The 17350-nt window shown below is 35.5% G+C and carries 13 protein-coding genes and 2 pseudogenes; 8 read left to right on the forward strand and 7 right to left on the reverse strand.

Annotated elements, in window-relative coordinates:
* Positions 1-141: 141 nt before the first annotated feature.
* Positions 142-1038: pseudogene (locus LDL57_RS07585) on the reverse strand (D-hexose-6-phosphate mutarotase).
* Positions 1039-1159: 121 nt separating this feature from the next.
* Positions 1160-2155 carry a glyceraldehyde-3-phosphate dehydrogenase gene (gene gapA, locus LDL57_RS07590; RefSeq protein WP_180559948.1) on the reverse strand — a complete coding sequence of 332 codons (996 nt, stop codon included), beginning with the start codon at positions 2153-2155 and terminating at the stop codon, positions 1160-1162.
* Between the two features lie 349 nt (positions 2156-2504).
* Between gapA and msrB the strand changes: the two genes are divergently transcribed.
* Together msrB and LDL57_RS07600 are read left to right on the forward strand one after the other, a co-directional pair.
* Entirely contained in the window at positions 2505-2918 is a 414-nt protein-coding gene (msrB, locus tag LDL57_RS07595; protein WP_180559947.1) for a peptide-methionine (R)-S-oxide reductase MsrB, read from the forward strand.
* A gap of 55 nt (positions 2919-2973) precedes the next feature.
* Positions 2974-3228 (forward strand): YeaC family protein, encoded by a 255-nt coding sequence (locus tag LDL57_RS07600; RefSeq protein WP_180559946.1) that lies wholly within the window; start codon positions 2974-2976, stop codon positions 3226-3228.
* Between the two features lie 36 nt (positions 3229-3264).
* Here the strand turns inward: LDL57_RS07600 and pncA are convergent, their stop codons facing one another.
* The 3 genes and pseudogenes from pncA to sppA form a co-directional block, all read right to left on the reverse strand.
* Complete coding sequence (pncA, locus tag LDL57_RS07605; protein ID WP_180560078.1) at positions 3265-3927, reverse strand: bifunctional nicotinamidase/pyrazinamidase; 663 nt, start codon at positions 3925-3927, stop codon at positions 3265-3267.
* 10 nt (positions 3928-3937) lie between these two features.
* A pseudogene (gene ansA / locus LDL57_RS07610) lies at positions 3938-4960 on the reverse strand (asparaginase).
* A gap of 154 nt (positions 4961-5114) precedes the next feature.
* A complete protein-coding gene (gene sppA / locus LDL57_RS07615) occupies positions 5115-6995 on the reverse strand; it encodes a signal peptide peptidase SppA (protein ID WP_180559945.1) in 1881 nt (626 codons plus the stop codon).
* Between the two features lie 249 nt (positions 6996-7244).
* Between sppA and LDL57_RS07620 the strand changes: the two genes are divergently transcribed.
* The 3 genes from LDL57_RS07620 to LDL57_RS07630 are packed head-to-tail and all read left to right on the forward strand — an operon-like array spanning position 7245 to position 10794.
* Complete coding sequence (locus LDL57_RS07620) at positions 7245-7796, forward strand: NAD(P)H nitroreductase (RefSeq protein ID WP_180559944.1); 552 nt, start codon at positions 7245-7247, stop codon at positions 7794-7796.
* 10 nt (positions 7797-7806) lie between these two features.
* A complete protein-coding gene (gene selD / locus LDL57_RS07625; protein ID WP_225507424.1) occupies positions 7807-8850 on the forward strand; it encodes a selenide, water dikinase SelD in 1044 nt (347 codons plus the stop codon).
* Positions 8851-8853: 3 nt separating this feature from the next.
* Complete coding sequence (locus LDL57_RS07630) at positions 8854-10794, forward strand: DNA topoisomerase III (RefSeq protein ID WP_225507426.1); 1941 nt, start codon at positions 8854-8856, stop codon at positions 10792-10794.
* A gap of 23 nt (positions 10795-10817) precedes the next feature.
* Here LDL57_RS07630 and xthA read toward each other — a convergent pair whose 3' ends face one another.
* Positions 10818-11627, reverse strand: a complete 810-nt coding sequence (xthA, locus tag LDL57_RS07635; RefSeq protein WP_180559941.1) for an exodeoxyribonuclease III — start codon at positions 11625-11627, stop codon at positions 10818-10820.
* A gap of 471 nt (positions 11628-12098) precedes the next feature.
* Between xthA and LDL57_RS07640 the strand changes: the two genes are divergently transcribed.
* The gene (locus LDL57_RS07640; protein ID WP_180559940.1) at positions 12099-12962 is read left to right on the forward strand and encodes a helix-turn-helix domain-containing protein; all 864 of its coding nucleotides are present in this window, start codon (positions 12099-12101) and stop codon (positions 12960-12962) included.
* 381 nt (positions 12963-13343) lie between these two features.
* On the opposite strand, the gene purU is transcribed toward LDL57_RS07640, so the two are convergent.
* The gene (gene purU, locus LDL57_RS07645; protein ID WP_180559939.1) at positions 13344-14189 is read right to left on the reverse strand and encodes a formyltetrahydrofolate deformylase; all 846 of its coding nucleotides are present in this window, start codon (positions 14187-14189) and stop codon (positions 13344-13346) included.
* Positions 14190-14894: 705 nt separating this feature from the next.
* Between purU and rssB the strand changes: the two genes are divergently transcribed.
* Both rssB and galU read left to right on the forward strand, forming a co-directional pair.
* Positions 14895-15911 carry a two-component system response regulator RssB gene (gene rssB, locus LDL57_RS07650; protein ID WP_180559938.1) on the forward strand — a complete coding sequence of 339 codons (1017 nt, stop codon included), beginning with the start codon at positions 14895-14897 and terminating at the stop codon, positions 15909-15911.
* A 155-nt stretch (positions 15912-16066) separates the two neighbouring features.
* Positions 16067-16975, forward strand: coding sequence for a UTP--glucose-1-phosphate uridylyltransferase GalU (gene galU / locus LDL57_RS07655; RefSeq protein ID WP_180559937.1), 909 nt, complete (start codon positions 16067-16069; stop codon positions 16973-16975).
* Positions 16976-17350: the final 375 nt, after the last annotated feature.

The following is a 17350-nucleotide window of genomic DNA, read 5'->3' on the forward strand; positions in this document are numbered from 1 at the left end:
CCTCATTGCTCGCTGCACAATCAGTATTTTTTTATTCCCTCATCAAAAGTGAGGGCGTTGATTGAGATCGCAGTAATTCGTATAAAATGCTAATAAAATTTATCAATAGTTATCATTATTTTTTACATAAAAATCGCAAAGTTATCGCATGACGTCTTGCATTTTAATACTACGCACACCTAAGATTAATGACATCCGGGCAGGATTTTCACCTTCTGGTTGCATTGGTTGGCTAATATGAGCAGTTTCAAGACATAGCATTTTTTTGTAACCATCGCTGGTCATGTCTTTTATTGCACTGGATAGTTCAGCACCAGGATTCCAACATACTACATCACTATGATGGTAATGATGTATTTCTAAAATACGTTGCCAATTTTTATCATACACCAAATTACAATCATCGGATTCGGTATAAATACGATCAGTCCGTGCGGTTATATAAGTTTTTATCTCTTCAGGGTAAACGTCACGATCAGCCACTTTATCAACATAATGTTTACCTAATCCTTTAATGTATATTTTATTTATATCACTGACTTGTAAATAAGTATGTAATGCACCAGTAGCAGGCTCAGTACCATAATATTCAAATTCAATTTCACAGGTGGTAGCGAGTTTAAAGCGCATTATTAAGGTAAATTCATGTGGCCATATCTTTCTTGTCGTTTCATTATCAGTAAGTGTTAGCGTAAGGATCACACAATCGGTATGCTCACTATGTGCTGTCAACTGCCATTCTTGTAAACGAGCAAAACCATGGCTGGGTTGCGCGACCAGACCAAACCATGGCCAGCAAATAGGAATTCCGCCGCGAATAGCAATATTTTTTTTAAATAGACTATTTTTACTCAACCATATACAGGCTTTTTCCCCATCAGGCTGCCAGCTAAGTAGTTGCGCTCCCTAAAGGCTGACTGCAGCATTCACTTTAGGATGAGAAACAATAATGACCGTCAGTTCATCGAGCTGGCGAAGTGTAATATAGGCCGAAATTTTTTCTCTTACCGGTAAGCTAAACAGTGTCGTGTCATTCATAATTTCGACCTTTTATCTTTTTTATGATTGCCAATTAGTCAGTTTAAAAATACCGTTGGATTATATGCCAGAATGAAAAAAGCCGCCATTGATGGCGGCTTGAAGTGAGTAATTAGGCTATTTATTTAGCAATATGCGCAATTAAATCTAAAACTTTATTCGAATAACCAGTTTCATTATCGTACCAGGCGACTAATTTTACAAAACTATCGTTTAAGGCAATACCCGCTTTGGCATCAAAAATGGATGTTAATTTATCGCCATTAAAGTCAGTGGAAACAACGTCATCTTCTGTGTAACCAAGGATACCTTTTAATTCACCATTTGCGGCATGTTGGATCGCCTGGCAAATTTCTTTATAAGTAGCAGGTTTATTTAAACGAACAGTTAGGTCGACCACTGAAACATTCGGTGTTGGAACACGGAACGCCATACCGGTTAATTTACCATCTAGTTCAGGAATGACCTTACCAACAGCTTTAGCAGCACCGGTTGACGAAGGAATGATATTTTGTGAAGCACCACGGCCACCACGCCAATCCTTAGCTGAAGGTCCGTCAACAGTTTTTTGAGTTGCAGTTGTTGCATGAACGGTGGTCATCAGACCTTCAATGATACCAAATTTGTCATTGATAACTTTCGCTAACGGAGCTAAACAGTTAGTGGTACAAGAGGCATTAGAAACAATATCCTGACCATTATAGGTGTTATGATTAACGCCCATAACAAACATTGGGGTTTCATCTTTAGAGGGGCCGGTTAAAACGACTTTTTTTGCCCCTGCTGTAATATGTTTGCGTGCGGTTTCATCAGTTAAGAAAATACCCGTCGCTTCAGCAACCACATCAACACCAACTTCGTTCCATTTCAGGTTAGCAGGGTCTTTTTCTGCCGTACAGCGAATAGTTTTACCATTAACCACCAGGTGACCATCTTTAACTTCGACAGTACCATTGAAACGGCCGTGTGTTGAGTCGTATTTCAGCATATAGGCCATATAATTGGCATCTAATAAATCATTGATTGCCACGATTTCGATATCTTTACGCTCTTGGGCAGCACGAAAAACAATACGGCCAATACGACCGAAACCATTAATACCTACTTTGATAGTCATAGTATTTCCACCAGCTATATTTTAATTTAAAAGAATTTAATATTGTTTCTAACGTTACCAAAACCTTGCCATCCGTCAAGCGGAATCGTGTCAATTACCCTAAAAATTGACATATAAAGCACCTTTTGTATGTTTAATAAACAAGCCTAAGGTTAATGTTTTGATTCACTATTATCGTTCTGGACAGGGAGATTTAAAGTGAATATTGATAATATATGTGAATTATATCACAAATCAGATCACAAAAATCTATTTTGCTAGGCTAAAAATAATTGAGATAGTTTAGAGTTAACTTTTACTCATCAGCTAAATATAATTACATTTACTTGAAAATAAGGAAAGCTTTCTTATGACAGAAAAAGAACAAAAACACATTAAGTCGAAAAAACTTAATGAAATACAACATCATGTCACTCAAGAAGCCGGAACAGAGCCGCCTTTTTCAGGTAAATTATTACATAATCAACGAGAAGGTATTTATTACTGTCTATGTTGCCATGCGCCGCTTTTTCTATCGCAAACAAAATTTGATACGGGTTGTGGCTGGCCAAGTTTTTACCAACCGATTAACGATCACGCTGTCAATTATATTGATGACTTTTCCCATGGCATGCAGAGAATTGAAGTGCGTTGCCGTACCTGTAATGCACATTTAGGCCATGTTTTTGCCGATGGCCCACAACCGACTGGGCAACGTTATTGCATTAATTCTGTCGCATTAAGTTTTACTGATCAACAATCTGGTGAGGTAACTGAGGGTTAAGTAACACTTATTCGATGCAATAGAGGTTAATCAACAACAAAAAAGGGGATACAAGATGGAGCTTAATGAACTGGTTGATTTAATGACAGTTGATATTTATCAACGATTGCTGACCGCCGTTGAGTTGGGTAAATGGCCAGATGGTGTTGCGTTAACCCCAGAGCAAAAAGAAAATAGTCTGCAAGCGGTTATGCTTTGGCAGGCTAAGCATAATCATAATGCACAGCATATGACGGTAGGTACGGATGGTAATATCACTTTGAAAACAAAAAATGAGTTAAAGAGCTTATTTGAAAGTGAAAAAAGATAACCAGAGTTTGATTAAATGTTAATAAGTTGGTCACTTCTAGCGAAAATCATTAGCACAGTCATAAGATTGAACATGTAAATCAGAAGATGTTATTAGTTTGGCGCCAGCTAATGCCATTTCTTGTAATGCGTTATGACTGTCTTCTGGATGAAGATTAACGCCCCGACAACCATCTTGGATTACCGTTACTTGATAACCTAATTGTATTGCATCAAGGACGGTAAATTTTACGCAGTAATCTGTTGCTAAACCCATAATATATAAATGTTTGATTTGATTTTTTGTTAACCAACCATCTAACTGGGTTGCATGTTGATGATCATTATCAAAAAAAGCACTATAACTATCGATTGTCGCATTGACTCCTTTTTGAAAAATAGCTTGGATTGCTGACTGATTGAGTGCTGGATGAAATTCCGCTCCTTTCTGATGTTGCACACAATGAACTGGCCACCAAATTTGGCGTAAGCCATTAAGTTTACCCTCGCTACCTACCTTAGTTCCTGAGTTGACAGCAAAACTTAAATGATCAGCAGGATGCCAGTCCTGGCTGGCGATAATAGTAATTCCTTGTTGCTGACAGTAGGTGATAATTGCATTGGCTATATTGATAACACTTTCACTTTCTGATATGGCGAGGGCGCCCCCATTACAAAAGTCATTTTGCAGATCGACTAATAATAGTGCGCTATGTGTCATCATATTATCCTTAGTAATTGTCACTATAACTCAGTTCACCGCGCAAATTTTTTTGCATCAGTGTACGAATATCATTTGTTGTTAAAGATTGGCTGAGTAAATAATGAAGTTTGGTAAGTGTTGCCTCAAAAGTCATATCATAACCACTAATAACACCAACTTTGGCTAATGCGTGCCCGGTTGCATAGCCATTCATGTTAACTCGCCCAGACAGGCATTGTGTCAGATTAACGACGATAATATCGTGTTGACAGGCTTTTTCAAGGCATTTTAACAACTCAGTTTGCGAAGGCGCATTACCGACACCATACGAACGGAGAATCAGTGCCTTGGTTGGTTGCAATAAGATATTTTCGATACTTTGTACTGAAATCCCAGGATAAATGGTAACAACACCAATAGGTTGAGGTGTTATTTTATAGCTGCTGAAATCGTCGTTGTTTTTTGGCAGCGGGCAGCTTTGTAAACAACGGATATGAATACCTGCGTCAATTAACGGAGGGCAATTAGGCGAAGTAAAGGCATCAAAACCATCAGCATGGGATTTGACGGTACGGTTACCTCTAAATAATTTGTTATTAAAAAAAAGCGTCACTTCATTGATAGGGTAATTTGCCGCCAAGTACAAGGCATTGAGAAGATTGGTTTGGCCATCAGATCTTAACGCTTCCAGTGGTATTTGTGACCCTGTCACAATAATGGGCTTGTCTAGATTGTCAAACATAAATGAGAGTGCGGAGGCGGTAAATGCCATGGTATCGGTACCATGTAGAATCACAAAACCATCATAGTTTTTATAGTTATCGCTGATATCATCAGCAATACACTGCCAATCTTGTGGCGTCATATTAGCAGAATCAATTAAAGGATTATGTTCCCGGATGGTGAAATGTGGCATTTCAGCCCGGTGAAATTCTGGCATGCTGGTTAGTTGTTTTTGCAGATGGCCGGAAGCTGGCACATAGCCACGCGTGGAATACTACATGCCAATGGTGCCGCCTGTGTAAACAACATAGATGGATTTTTTTTCCATTCTCAGTACCTAACAATATGAATAAGCAAAAAAAGATAAATTTAAAGAATTATAAAGTAGTTAGTTAATAAAATCTGTGGCATGTTAAATATTAATATAAAACAAAGCGCCCATATGCTGGGCGCTAGTGTTATGACAATGTGATACCTATTTACTAATAAACCTCACCACAATTTAAACAAAATGCATAGCGATTTTGTGGATCATTCATATGGCGGTAAAATTTGATTTGTTGCTGAAGGTCACTAGCTGTCTTTTGTGGTAGTAGTAAGTTCAGTGTATCAGGCATCATTGCCTCAGCACTTGATGTTAATTCAAGTATCAATTGATCAATAAAAGAACGTTCAGGCTGCATCCAATCAAGTGTAGGGGCAGTAATTTTAGCTAATTCAGCCGCTTTATTTACGGCATCGTCAAAATCACCCAGTTTATCAACCAGACCATTTCGTAGCGCGTCTGAACCTACCCATACCCGACCTTGCGCAATTTTGTCTATCTCTGCCGGAGTCTTATGGCGCGCCTGAGCAACATATTTTAAGAAGGTATGATAGCCATTTTCAATAATGATTTGCATCATGTCAGAAAATTGTTTATTAATGCCTTTAGTCGCTGAGATATCCGCTAATGGCGTGGTGGAGACACCATCATTATAAACACCAATTGTATCTAAACTCTTTTCAAAGGTATTTATCACACCAAAAATACCAATTGAGCCGGTCAGGGTTGTCGGACTGGCAAAAATATAATTGGCTGGTGTTGAAATCCAATAGCCACCCGATGCTGCCATTCCCCCCATCGAGACCACAATAGGTTTATTAGCATCACGGGCAGCAACCAGTTCATTACGGATCGCTTCTGAAGCAGTAACACTACCACCAGGACTATTAACACGTAAAACAATTGCTTTGATATCTGGATTAAGTCTTGCTTTACGTATTTGCGCCACGGTTGTTTCGCTGCCTACCATGCCAGGCTCTTGCGGTCCATCAATAATGGCGCCTTGGGCAATTATCACAGCAATATTGCCAGGTTGATCATCCGATTGCTTTTGTTGCATCAGTTGGCTTTGTTGCGGTTGTTCATTGGCATAATCATAAATACTAATGTAATTAAAATGCTGCTCTTTATCATTCCAACCAAATTTTTTGCTTAATTCTTTCTCCATAACGGCAGCGGTAAAAATATGATCAACGAGTTTTTGTTTAACGGCATATTGCGCACTGTCGCCATTGACGTTTTTCATTTCTTCAATCAATTTATCGGCCCCAGGAAAAATATTTTCTGCTGTCGTTTGTCGGTTTTGCGCAAGGGTTGATAAATAATGTTGCCATAGTGAACCGATCCAGACTCTATCTGCTTCACGTGCTTCAGGTGACATATTGTCGCGAATAAATGGCTCTACCGCTGATTTATAGGTGCCAACACGGAAAATATGGCTATTGACTTTGAGGTTATCCAATAGCGTTTTATAATACAGTTTATTGGTTGAAAAACCGTAAATTCCAACATTACCTTGTTGTGACATATAGATATTATTGGCAAAACTGGCTAAATAATATTGTGATTGATTATAGCCATTACCTACGGCGTAAATAGGTTTTCCAGCCTGTTTAAACTCGGTCAACGCCTTACCAATATACTGTAAGGAGGGCTGATCAGAACCAATGAGATTATCCAAATGTAAAACGATACCGGTAATTTTATCGTCATAAGTTGCCCGGCGAATAGTATTTACAATATCAAATAAGGAGTTTTCTTGCATGCGGTTGCTTGATGAGCCTAATAATTCGCGGCTCATTTTGCTAAGGGGATTAGGGATTGAGACTTGATCTACAATCACACCTTGTAGGTCAATAAGCAGTGCACCATGATATTGGCTAGTCGATTTTTTTTCACTTTTATAGGCAAAATAACTACTTGCTGCGATAAAAATCAAAAAAAGACAGATAAAACTAGTGACAAATCGTCTGATAAAATTAAGTAATCGCCAACTAAATTTAAAAAAGGCTGCGATTAAATTCCATGGGTTTCGCATGTGATCTCCAATTATATGATTAACATATTTATCTTAAAAGGACATAAGATAATTGTCAGCCATGACTCATAGAATAATTAAAATATTATTTTATTGCTATTCAAGCTGATTAAAAATGTTACCTTACTATACTAATGCTGACGATAATATTCTATTTTTGGGAAACTTACTTATAAAACCGTCATTTCTAACCTATTTGTAACTATTCAAAAAGTTGCAATTAAAATTACTATTAACAAGGAGGAGTCTATGGATGCTTTAACGCTATTGTTAACCCGTCGTTCCATGAGCCATCTGACTGCACCAGCACCTGAAGGTCAATCACTAGATAATATTTTAGCAGCCGGAATGCGAGCACCTGATCATGGTGGGTTACGACCCTGGCATTTTGTCGTCATTAAAAATCAAGGGCTGGTTAAATTTGGCCAGTTACTAGAAAAAGCTGCAATTAACGCTAATTTGGGCAAAGCGGTGGAAGAAAAAGCAAAAAAAGCGCCTTTGCGAGCCCCTTTAATTATTGCTGTCATTGCCAAAATTGTCGTCGATACAAAAATTCCTGTCTGGGAGCAAGTTGTTACTGCTGGTTGTTGTGTTCATGCTATGCAGATGGCCGCTGTTGCTCAGGGGTTTGCTGGCATTTGGCGAACCGGTTCTTGGACGACGGATCCAATTGTTAGATCAGGTTTAGCTTGCCAAGAACATGATAAAATTGTTGGCTTTCTCTATTTAGGAACCCCAAAATTCAACCTTCCTATGAAGGCATCTGCACAAGATATGAAGAATTTTGTGAGTTATTATTAAAGGAAAAAAAATGCCAGCAGAAATCAAATTAACTCAATTTAGTCACGGAGCAGGTTGTGGCTGTAAAATTGCGCCAAATATATTGGAGACCATTTTATATAGTGAACGTAAAAAATTTAATGATCCTCATTTGCTGGTCGGCAATGAGACCAATGATGACGCTGCTGTTTATGATCTTGGCAATGGCATAGGGATTATCAGTACTACGGATTTTTTTATGCCAATAGTTGATAAGCCGATTGATTTTGGGCGTATTGCTGCCACTAATGCAATTAGTGATATTTATGCGATGGGCGGCAAACCCATTTTGGCGATTGCGATTTTAGGTTGGCCCATTAATAAAATTCCAGCTGAGATCGCACAGCAAGTGATTGAAGGAGGGCGTATGGTTTGTCAGGATGTCGGTATATCACTTGCTGGAGGTCATTCAATTGATGCGCCAGAGCCTATATTTGGTCTTGCCGTGACAGGTGTTATTAATACCGCTAAAGTAAAAAAGAATAGTACTGCGTTAGCCGGTAGCCAATTATTTTTAACTAAACCGTTAGGAATTGGTATACATACAACAGCAGAAAAGAAAAAGTTATTATTACCTGAACATCAAGGGCTAGCTACTAAGATTATGTGTCAATTAAATAAATCAGGCACAGAGTTGGCAAATATTGAGGGTGTTACTGCCATGACTGATGTAACAGGTTTTGGCCTGTTAGGCCATTTAACGGAAATTTGTCGGGCAGCTAATTTACAGGCAACGGTGGCTTTTTCGCAAATAGCTAAGTTACCACATATTGAAAGTTATATTGAACAAGGGTGTGTACCAGGTGGAACCCAACGTAATTTTGCGAGTTATGGCCATTTTTTAGGTCAGATAACACCGTTACAACGTAATGTTTTATGTGATCCGCAGACATCAGGAGGATTATTAATGGCTGTTTTACCAACGGCAATTACTGAAGTCAAACAAATCGCTTGGCAAAATAATTTATCCTTTAGTGCAATTGGTCAACTAGAGAAACTTAAATCTGGCAGAGCAATGATTGAGGTAGTGGAATAAGCTATGCGCCGTCTATTTATTGCAGAAAAACCTAGTTTAGCGCGTGCAATTGCTGATGTTTTACCAAAGCCACATAAACGACAAGACGGCTTTATTGTGTGTGGTGATTCACAATATGTGACTTGGTGTATTGGTCATTTATTAGAACAAGCTGAACCTGAAGTTTATGATCCCCGTTTCGCACGTTGGTCATTAACTGATTTACCGATCATTCCTGAAAAATGGCAATTAAAGCCTCGAGCTGCGGTTATAAAGCAACTTAATACGATCAAAACACTATTGGCTCAGGCTGATGAAATTGTGCATGCGGGCGATCCTGATCGCGAGGGACAATTGCTGGTGGATGAAGTATTAGATTTTTTAGCTTTGCCTAATGATAAAAAACAGGCTGTTCAGCGTTGTTTAATTAGCGATCTCAATCCGCAAGCAGTGCTTAAAGCCATTGAACGGTTAAGGAATAATCGTGATTTTGTTCCACTTTGTGTATCTGCATTGGCTCGGGCTAGAGCAGATTGGCTGTATGGCATAAATATGACGCGGGCTTATACTTTGCTTGGGCAACGAGGAGGCTATCAAGGGGTATTGTCTGTTGGCCGAGTTCAAACGCCAGTATTAGGATTAGTCGTTAGAAGAGATGAAGATATTGAACATTTTATTGCCAAAGATTTTTTTGAAGTAAAAGCACATATAATCACGCCAAATGAAGAACGTTTTACTGCTATCTGGCAACCAAGTGAAGCGTGCATTGATTACCAGGATGAAGAAGGGCGTCTTATACATCGCTCTTTAGCCGAGCATGTGGCGGCACGAATTACTCATCATCCGGCCTTAGTTGTTGCATATCAAAATAAGCAAGAATTAGAAATTGCGCCCTTGCCTTATTCATTGTCGGCTTTACAAATTGAAGCGGCCAAAAAATATGGCTTAAGTGCAAAGGAAGTTCTTGATGTCTGCCAACAATTATATGAAAAACATAAAGTTATTACTTATCCTCGTTCCGATTGTCGTTACTTACCGCAAGAGCATTTTGCCAGTCGTTATGGGGTATTAAAAGCTATCTCTATTCATCAACCCAGCCTCACAAATTTTGAGTTGGCTGAGTTAGATAAGCAAAATCGTTGCTGGGATGATAAAAAAGTTGATGCTCATCATGCAATTATTCCTACCGCTCGAGCAACAGCAGTGCAGCTTAACCAAAACGAAAGTAGGATTTATGCTTTGATTGCTAGTCAATATATTATCCAGTTTATGGCCAGCGCAAAATTCCATAAACGAGTTATTGAACTGGAGATCGCTGGTGGAAAATTTATCGCCAAAGCACGTTTTTTGGTTAAACCAGGTTGGCGAGCAATAATGAGTACCAAGGAACAGGATGCTGATAATGATGGTATGCCACTACCAGAAGTAAAGGTAAAAGATGAACTATTTTGTCAACAGGGTGAGGTAATAGAAAAGCAAACCCAGCCACCAAAACCTTTTACTGATGCCACTTTGTTGTCAACTATGACCGGCATTGCCCGTTTTGTGCAAGATAAAGCGCTGAAAAAGGTATTGAGAGCAACGGATGGTTTAGGTACAGAAGCAACTCGAGCGGGTATTATTGATTTATTGTTTAAACGAAAATTTTTAGTTAAAAAAGGCCGTTATATCCATGCTGCGCCAGCAGGAATTGCCTTATTTAAGATCTTACCGCAGGTGGCAGTATTGCCGGACATGACAGCTCACTGGGAGTCTAGATTAACCCAAATCAGTGAAAAACAGTTTCGTTATCAGGATTTTATGTCACCACTGGCGCTGACACTGAAAATGTTAATCGAACAAGCAAAACAACAAACCGATTTAACTATATTCCGTAACTTATCGCTCATCGAAGATAAAACAGAGAAAAAATTATCAGAAAAGAAGAAAAGTCGTCGAAAAATGAAATCAAATGATAACTTATAATAGTGCTATCATTTGATTTTAACTTAACTTAACCTAAATTTTGCCCAAATAGGGGCATGATCTGAAGGTTTTTCCATACTCCTGATGTCATAATCAATGCCTGTTTCAGCACAGCAGGCAAATAATGAACTTGATGCAAGGATCAAATCAATTCGCAAACCTCGGTTATCAACAAAACCTTTTGAGCGGTAATCAAACCAAGAAAATTGATCAGAAATTTCTGGGTTTTTTTGACGATAAGTATCGATCAATCCCCAGGATTTTAATTTATCCATCCATTCACGTTCTTCAGGTAAAAAAGAGCATTTCCCTGCACTTAACCAACGTTTTCTATTAATTTCACCTATGCCGATGTCATGATCCGTTGGGCTAATATTCATATCTCCCATAATAATAATATGGGATTGAGGTGAAAGATTGTTTTGTAGATAAAGTTGCAAGTCTTGGTAAAATTTTGCTTTTGCTGCAAATTTTGTTGGATGATCACGGCATTCTCCTTGTGGAAAATAACCGTTTATTATGGTAATTACTCCTTTTTCTGTCTCAATATCGGCCATAATAATACGGCGCTGGGCATCAATAGCGTCGCTAGGAAAGCCTTTTTGAATAGTGATTGGTTTTTGTTTGCAAAAAAGTGCGACACCATAATGTGCTTTTTGTCCATGATAGCAGATATGATAGCCTAATCGATTAACTTGCTCTAAAGGGAATGCGCCATCATCAACTTTGGTCTCCTGTAAGCCAATGACATCAGGTTGGTGTTTTTCTATGATGGCTTCAAGTTGGTGGATACGAGCTCTTAGGCTATTAATGTTAAATGAGACAAATTTCATTCTAATCGGTTACCTAATTGAAATATATTTATGTAAATATTTTATCAGATTGAATATATAAATGTAACCCATTGTATAAAACATTTTCTTTTATTTATTAAGGGTTTATATTTTATATTTAAATTATCTCGTGTAATTGATAATTATATAATTTTAAAAAAAATATATAATTTTAAAAAAATAATTAATTTTATTCAAATTAATAAACTATAATTAAAAAATGCACTATATGAAAATTTGTTTTTTTGTGAGGAAATAATAGTTAGATGTAATGATGTCGTTTGCTAAAAATCAATTTATGAAATTAATTATCGAGGTTTAATTATTTTTCTTTAAATTACTAGCCTAAGTGCTTTTATCTTAAAGAGCTGTAAAAAGGTATTCTTTTGAATTTCTGGGTCAGCTAAAAATTATTAAATAAAGTTTTAAATATTTCTATTTGATATTTAAGATTGAAGTGGAGTAATCATTATGTTTTTCTCAAGAAAATTAGAAGCTTTTATGGCTGTTGTTGAACAAGGTTCATTATGCAAGGCGGCAAGAATATTGCACCGCACGGCGCCCCCTGTAGCAAAATCAATTAAAGATTTTGAAGCCGTATTAGGTAAGACATTGTTTAAAAGAAAAAAATCCGGCATGACTTTAACGAAAGAGGGGCAAGAACTTTATAATGATTTAAAAAATTTATATTTGCAGGAAAAAGAAATTACTAAAAGATATGTTAGTAATGAGTTTCGTAATGTAGTTAATATTTATTATGATTGGGGTAAAGATCATCACTTGATAAAACTTTATCAAACAGCGGGTATTAATAAAATACCCATAAATGTTTTAAAATTTGATTATGATAAAGTAAATGAAATTTCAGATTATGATGGCAATATTTTAATTTTAAGTTCAGAAAAAATTGTAAGTGAACGTTTTATTTTGTTAAAAAAATTACAAAAAGAAGCTCTTGGTATTTGTTGCCGTAAACAACTTTACGAACATGCTGAAAATAATCTATTAAAATTATTGAATCAATTTCCTTGGTTGTGTGATCCTGTTTTATACAAAAGTCAATTTATTCGAGATATAGAATCAAAGGCGACGCTAGGAGCAAATAGGATCAATATTAGGTGGATGGAAAACAGCGGCTTCTGTGATGGATTAATACAAAATGGTGATTATATAGGTTTAACCGATAAATTACCGGAAAGCTGTCAATCAACCCCTGACATTATTTTTTTACCGTTAGATGAGCTTAGTATGACAAATAGTTGTTATTTTTATAAATCTAAGGCTCATGGTAGTATTTTGAATCGGTTTATTGATGCAATTGAAAAAATAAATTAATTATTAGGTAAAATATTTGATTAGCAAAATTATTGTTAACCTGCGGTTAATAACAGCAGCTTTTGCAACCTACGCGTTTACAACAATAAATAGACAGAATATTTATTTTAACCATTATAAGTACTTAACACTTAATATTTAAGAGTTTAATTAGCAGTGCTATTCTACTAATCTGTTGTTTAGGTGAGATTTAAATGTAATGAAAGTAACAGATTTTTAAACATAGTAAAAAATCATTTATCATAAAAATAATTAAATAAATTATTTTATGAAATATGAAATCTAATAGAATAATTATGATGGCTTAAAGGTAATATTATGTGCTTTATATAATAGTTACCTTTAAAAAATAAGTCAGTTTTTTTCAACTAGAAGGGTAAATTAGAGAATAATCGTACGGTTGCCATGAACAAAAACCCGTTGTGCTAATACCCAATATAAAGCGTGACTTAAGACATTTTTCTCAACGTCTCTACCTGCTCGCATCATATCCTCGGCAGTGTAACTGTGGTCAACATTAATCACATTTTGGGTGATAATAGGGCCTTCATCGAGATCATTATTGACAAAATGAGCCGTTGCACCAATGATTTTGACACCACGTTGATAAGCTTGATGATAAGGTTTTGCACCGATAAAAGCTGGCAAAAAAGAGTGATGGATATTAATAATTTTATTGGGGTAATGTTGAACAAAATCAGGTGTGAGTACGCGCATATATTTTGCTAAGATGACATAATCAGGCTCATAGAAGTCAATTTGTTGTTTTAATAAATGATCATGTTGTTCGCGCATTAAATTTTCATGGCTAATGAAGTGAAAAGGGATATTAAATTGTTCAACGAGTGATCTGAGTGTCTCGTGGTTACCAATTACAGCAGCAATTTCAACATCAAGGCCACCATAGGTGCTTTTCATTAATAGATCACCTAAGCAGTGCGCTTCTTTAGTTACCATAATCACAATACGCCGTTGATTTGAGGTACTTAATTCTCGTTTAGAGCCTAATGGTAAAGCATCTTCGAGATCGGCTAATAATGTATGATCGTTAAAAATACCTTCAAGTTCAGTGCGCATAAAAAAACAGTTCGTATGGTGATCAACAAATTCATTATTTTGAATAATATTTAATTGATGTTTATAACAAATATTTGTGATTTTAGCGATTAACCCTTTTGCGTCAGGGCAGATGGTACGAAGAATTTTTTTTTGTGTGTTCTGTTGCATGAATGGTATTTTCCTTAAAAATTTTTGTTACAAATATCGCAAAATAGCAAACTTTAATCTTATAACGATAAAATGCGGTAATTTTGACGCTTTTAGGTCAGTTATGGCAATGTTTTTTTCAAAATTTCATTAAATTTATTTTAAAAAGTATCTTTTTATTTTTGTTACTCACATTTTTATCATTTGGAATATTGATTAATTAAAGGCAAACAGACGCTATAATAGATAGTTATCAGTTATTTATGATTAATTAATCTGAAAACTTTAACAAGGTTCATTTTTATCTTTATATTCACTTTTAATTGGGTAAATAATGTTACTTAGCAGTGACTAAATCATCCCAATGCTTTTGATAATTCATCTATTTTCTTTGCTGATATGAATTTTAGATATTGATAATAAAGTAATAAATAGTTTTTTAGTTGCTAGAGTCAGGTTGAAAAAAACATAAGATAATTTTGATTTACAATAGAGATTATTTTGATTAAAGAAAAAAGGAACAAAATTAAGAAAGTAATTTCTAATTATAATAACTGTATAAAAGTAAACAATTGATTCCAATAAGTGAAAAAATAATTATATATTTCAATACAAAAAAATATATAACTTTAAGTGTAAATCCGTAAAATATTTGTTCTATCATAAGTACTATTTTCTAAAAAGATAATATCGTCAATGGCATTTTATGTTATGTAAGGCTGGCATATGAAAGGGAAGAAAATATTAATTGTAGAAGATGAGGTGGTTTTTCGTTCTGTACTGAGAAATTACCTTAAATCATTTGATGTGATTACTTATACAGCCAGTAATGGGCAGGAGGCGTTAGATATTATTAATGCTGTTGAGCATCTTGATTTGATTCTATGTGATTTAAGTATGCCCGTGATGAGTGGTGAAACTTTAATGCATAAACTAGTGGAAATGAAGTGTAAAATTCCAGTGATTGTTATTTCAGGCACAAATCGAATCAGTGATTTAGATAGAATGCTTCGACTTGGTGTAAAAGATGCTTTATTAAAGCCGATTGTTGATTTTGATGACGTCAGAGAAACAATTATACGCAATTTGTATCCAGATATTGTAGAAACAACAACCCGTTTATCTGCTGAACTTTCTCATATTAAGCAAATGATACAACACGAAAAAAATGATATTTTGCCAGTTTTACTAGAGCTGCAGCCTAAAGTAAATCAAACATTGGCAAATTATAAAATTAATTATCGGCAACTAAAAGATATTAATAAAATTGGATTAATATTTGATTTAGCAGAACTTTCTGATAAACAAATAGGTTTTTATTGCCTTGATATTGAGTATTCAGCGGGTGATGGTGTTATGGCTGCATTATTACTTAGAGTTGCATTTAATGAATTATTGCAAACCTATCTTAATAGCCAAGCCAACAGATTATTTAATATTAGTGAAATGCTTGAGCAAATAAATACTTTATTAATAGATTTAGGTATTAAAGGACAATTTCCAATTTTGTTAGGCTATTTTCACACTGAAAGCAAAACAATTGTATTAGCTTCAGCCGGACTTAATGTAAAACTAAAAACAGAGAATAAAGAAGTCAAATTATCATCAAATATGCCATTAGGTAGCTTACAACCAATGGCTTATCAACAAATAATAGAAAAGGGTACAGATTGGCAATGTAAAGTATGGAATCATAAACATCGACTGACATTAATGTTTAATTCATTGGTAGAAATATTATAATTAGTTACTTTTCACAGGATTGTTAACCTAGGCCAATTTTCTCTAGTTCGCTATTTATTTGGTACATTTTACTGCTATACTCGCCACATAAGTTGTTGAAAATCTATTTGTCTTATTTCATTAGCATATTGTATATAAGTAACTTGGAAGAAAAAATGCAACTAAAAAAAGCGGAAAAAAAAGTGAGCAAAGCAGTTATTCCTGTCGCTGGATTGGGAACTCGTATGTTGCCTGCCACGAAAGCGATTCCTAAAGAAATGTTGCCTTTGGCGGATAAACCCCTTATTCAGTATGTCGTGAATGAATGTATATCTGCCGGTATTCATGAAATTATATTAGTCACCCATTCTTCAAAAAATTCAATAGAAAACCATTTTGATACCAGTTTTGAATTAGAAGCAATTTTGGAAAAGCGAGTCAAACGGCAATTATTAAATGATGTACAATCTATATGCCCAAGTCATGTCACAATTATGCAAACGAGGCAAGGTATCGCAAAAGGGCTTGGGCATGCCATTTTATGTGCCAAACCATTGGTAGGGGATGGACCTTTTGCTGTGGTTTTACCTGATGTAATTATCGATCAATATTCATCTGATTTGAAACAGTATAATTTGACGGCGATGCTCAAACGTTATCATGAAACGTCAGCTAGCCAAATTCTTGTTGAACCGGTACCAAAAGAATTTGTATCTAATTATGGTGTTGTGGACTGTGACGGCTATGAATTAAAACCTGGTGAAAGCAAAATTATTAAAGGTGTTGTAGAAAAACCTAAAATTGACGAGGCGCCATCTAATTTATCTATTGTTGGCCGTTATGTATTGTCAGAGAAAATTTGGGCTTTATTAGAGAAAACCCCAGCGGGTGCGGGTGATGAAATTCAATTAACCGATGCGATTGAAATGTTAATAGAAAGTGAACCCGTTGAGGCTTATCATTTACAGGGTAAGAGCCATGATTGTGGTAATAAATTGGGTTATATGAAAGCATTTGTTGAATATGGTATCCGGCACGAATCTTTCGGTGACGAATTTTTTGCTTGGATAAAAAAAATATCTTAGATTGCTAATTATCAATAAATTTGACTCAAATCAATAAAAAATCCCTATGGTTTTTATATAAAATATTGCCTGCTTGTTATTATATATTTATTTTAACAAGTCCTATTTATACATGAAATTGAAAACAGTTTTATTGATTTTGTAGCTAGAGTAACATGTTGTATAAATGGAGATATTACATACTATTTCAAATAATAATAATTTGATTTATGCAGTTCATATATCGTTTTGCAGCTTGTTAAATTTTCTTATGTAAGTAAACGATTTTTTATCAATAATATTTACACTAACACTGATCATAATTATGATAGAAAAGTATAGTAATTATATTTAATTGATTTAGCATGCATCATATTAGCTATTTATTTTTTGTTC

Origin of the sequence: Arsenophonus apicola (assembly GCF_020268605.1) — a bacterium.
Lineage (GTDB): Bacteria > Pseudomonadota > Gammaproteobacteria > Enterobacterales > Enterobacteriaceae > Arsenophonus > Arsenophonus apicola.

What these genes read in the sequence shown, in the direction of transcription:
- gapA (WP_180559948.1), bottom strand. Translation starts at nt 2,155, where the DNA reads ATGACTATCAAAGTAGGTATTAATGGTTTCGGTCGTATTGGCCGTATT.
- msrB (WP_180559947.1), top strand. Translation starts at nt 2,505, where the DNA reads ATGACAGAAAAAGAACAAAAACACATTAAGTCGAAAAAACTTAATGAA.
- LDL57_RS07600 (WP_180559946.1), top strand. Translation starts at nt 2,974, where the DNA reads ATGGAGCTTAATGAACTGGTTGATTTAATGACAGTTGATATTTATCAA.
- pncA (WP_180560078.1), bottom strand. Translation starts at nt 3,927, where the DNA reads ATGACACATAGCGCACTATTATTAGTCGATCTGCAAAATGACTTTTGT.
- sppA (WP_180559945.1), bottom strand. Translation starts at nt 6,995, where the DNA reads ATGCGAAACCCATGGAATTTAATCGCAGCCTTTTTTAAATTTAGTTGG.
- LDL57_RS07620 (WP_180559944.1), top strand. Translation starts at nt 7,245, where the DNA reads ATGGATGCTTTAACGCTATTGTTAACCCGTCGTTCCATGAGCCATCTG.
- selD (WP_225507424.1), top strand. Translation starts at nt 7,807, where the DNA reads ATGCCAGCAGAAATCAAATTAACTCAATTTAGTCACGGAGCAGGTTGT.
- LDL57_RS07630 (WP_225507426.1), top strand. Translation starts at nt 8,854, where the DNA reads ATGCGCCGTCTATTTATTGCAGAAAAACCTAGTTTAGCGCGTGCAATT.
- xthA (WP_180559941.1), bottom strand. Translation starts at nt 11,627, where the DNA reads ATGAAATTTGTCTCATTTAACATTAATAGCCTAAGAGCTCGTATCCAC.
- LDL57_RS07640 (WP_180559940.1), top strand. Translation starts at nt 12,099, where the DNA reads ATGTTTTTCTCAAGAAAATTAGAAGCTTTTATGGCTGTTGTTGAACAA.
- purU (WP_180559939.1), bottom strand. Translation starts at nt 14,189, where the DNA reads ATGCAACAGAACACACAAAAAAAAATTCTTCGTACCATCTGCCCTGAC.
- rssB (WP_180559938.1), top strand. Translation starts at nt 14,895, where the DNA reads ATGAAAGGGAAGAAAATATTAATTGTAGAAGATGAGGTGGTTTTTCGT.
- galU (WP_180559937.1), top strand. Translation starts at nt 16,067, where the DNA reads ATGCAACTAAAAAAAGCGGAAAAAAAAGTGAGCAAAGCAGTTATTCCT.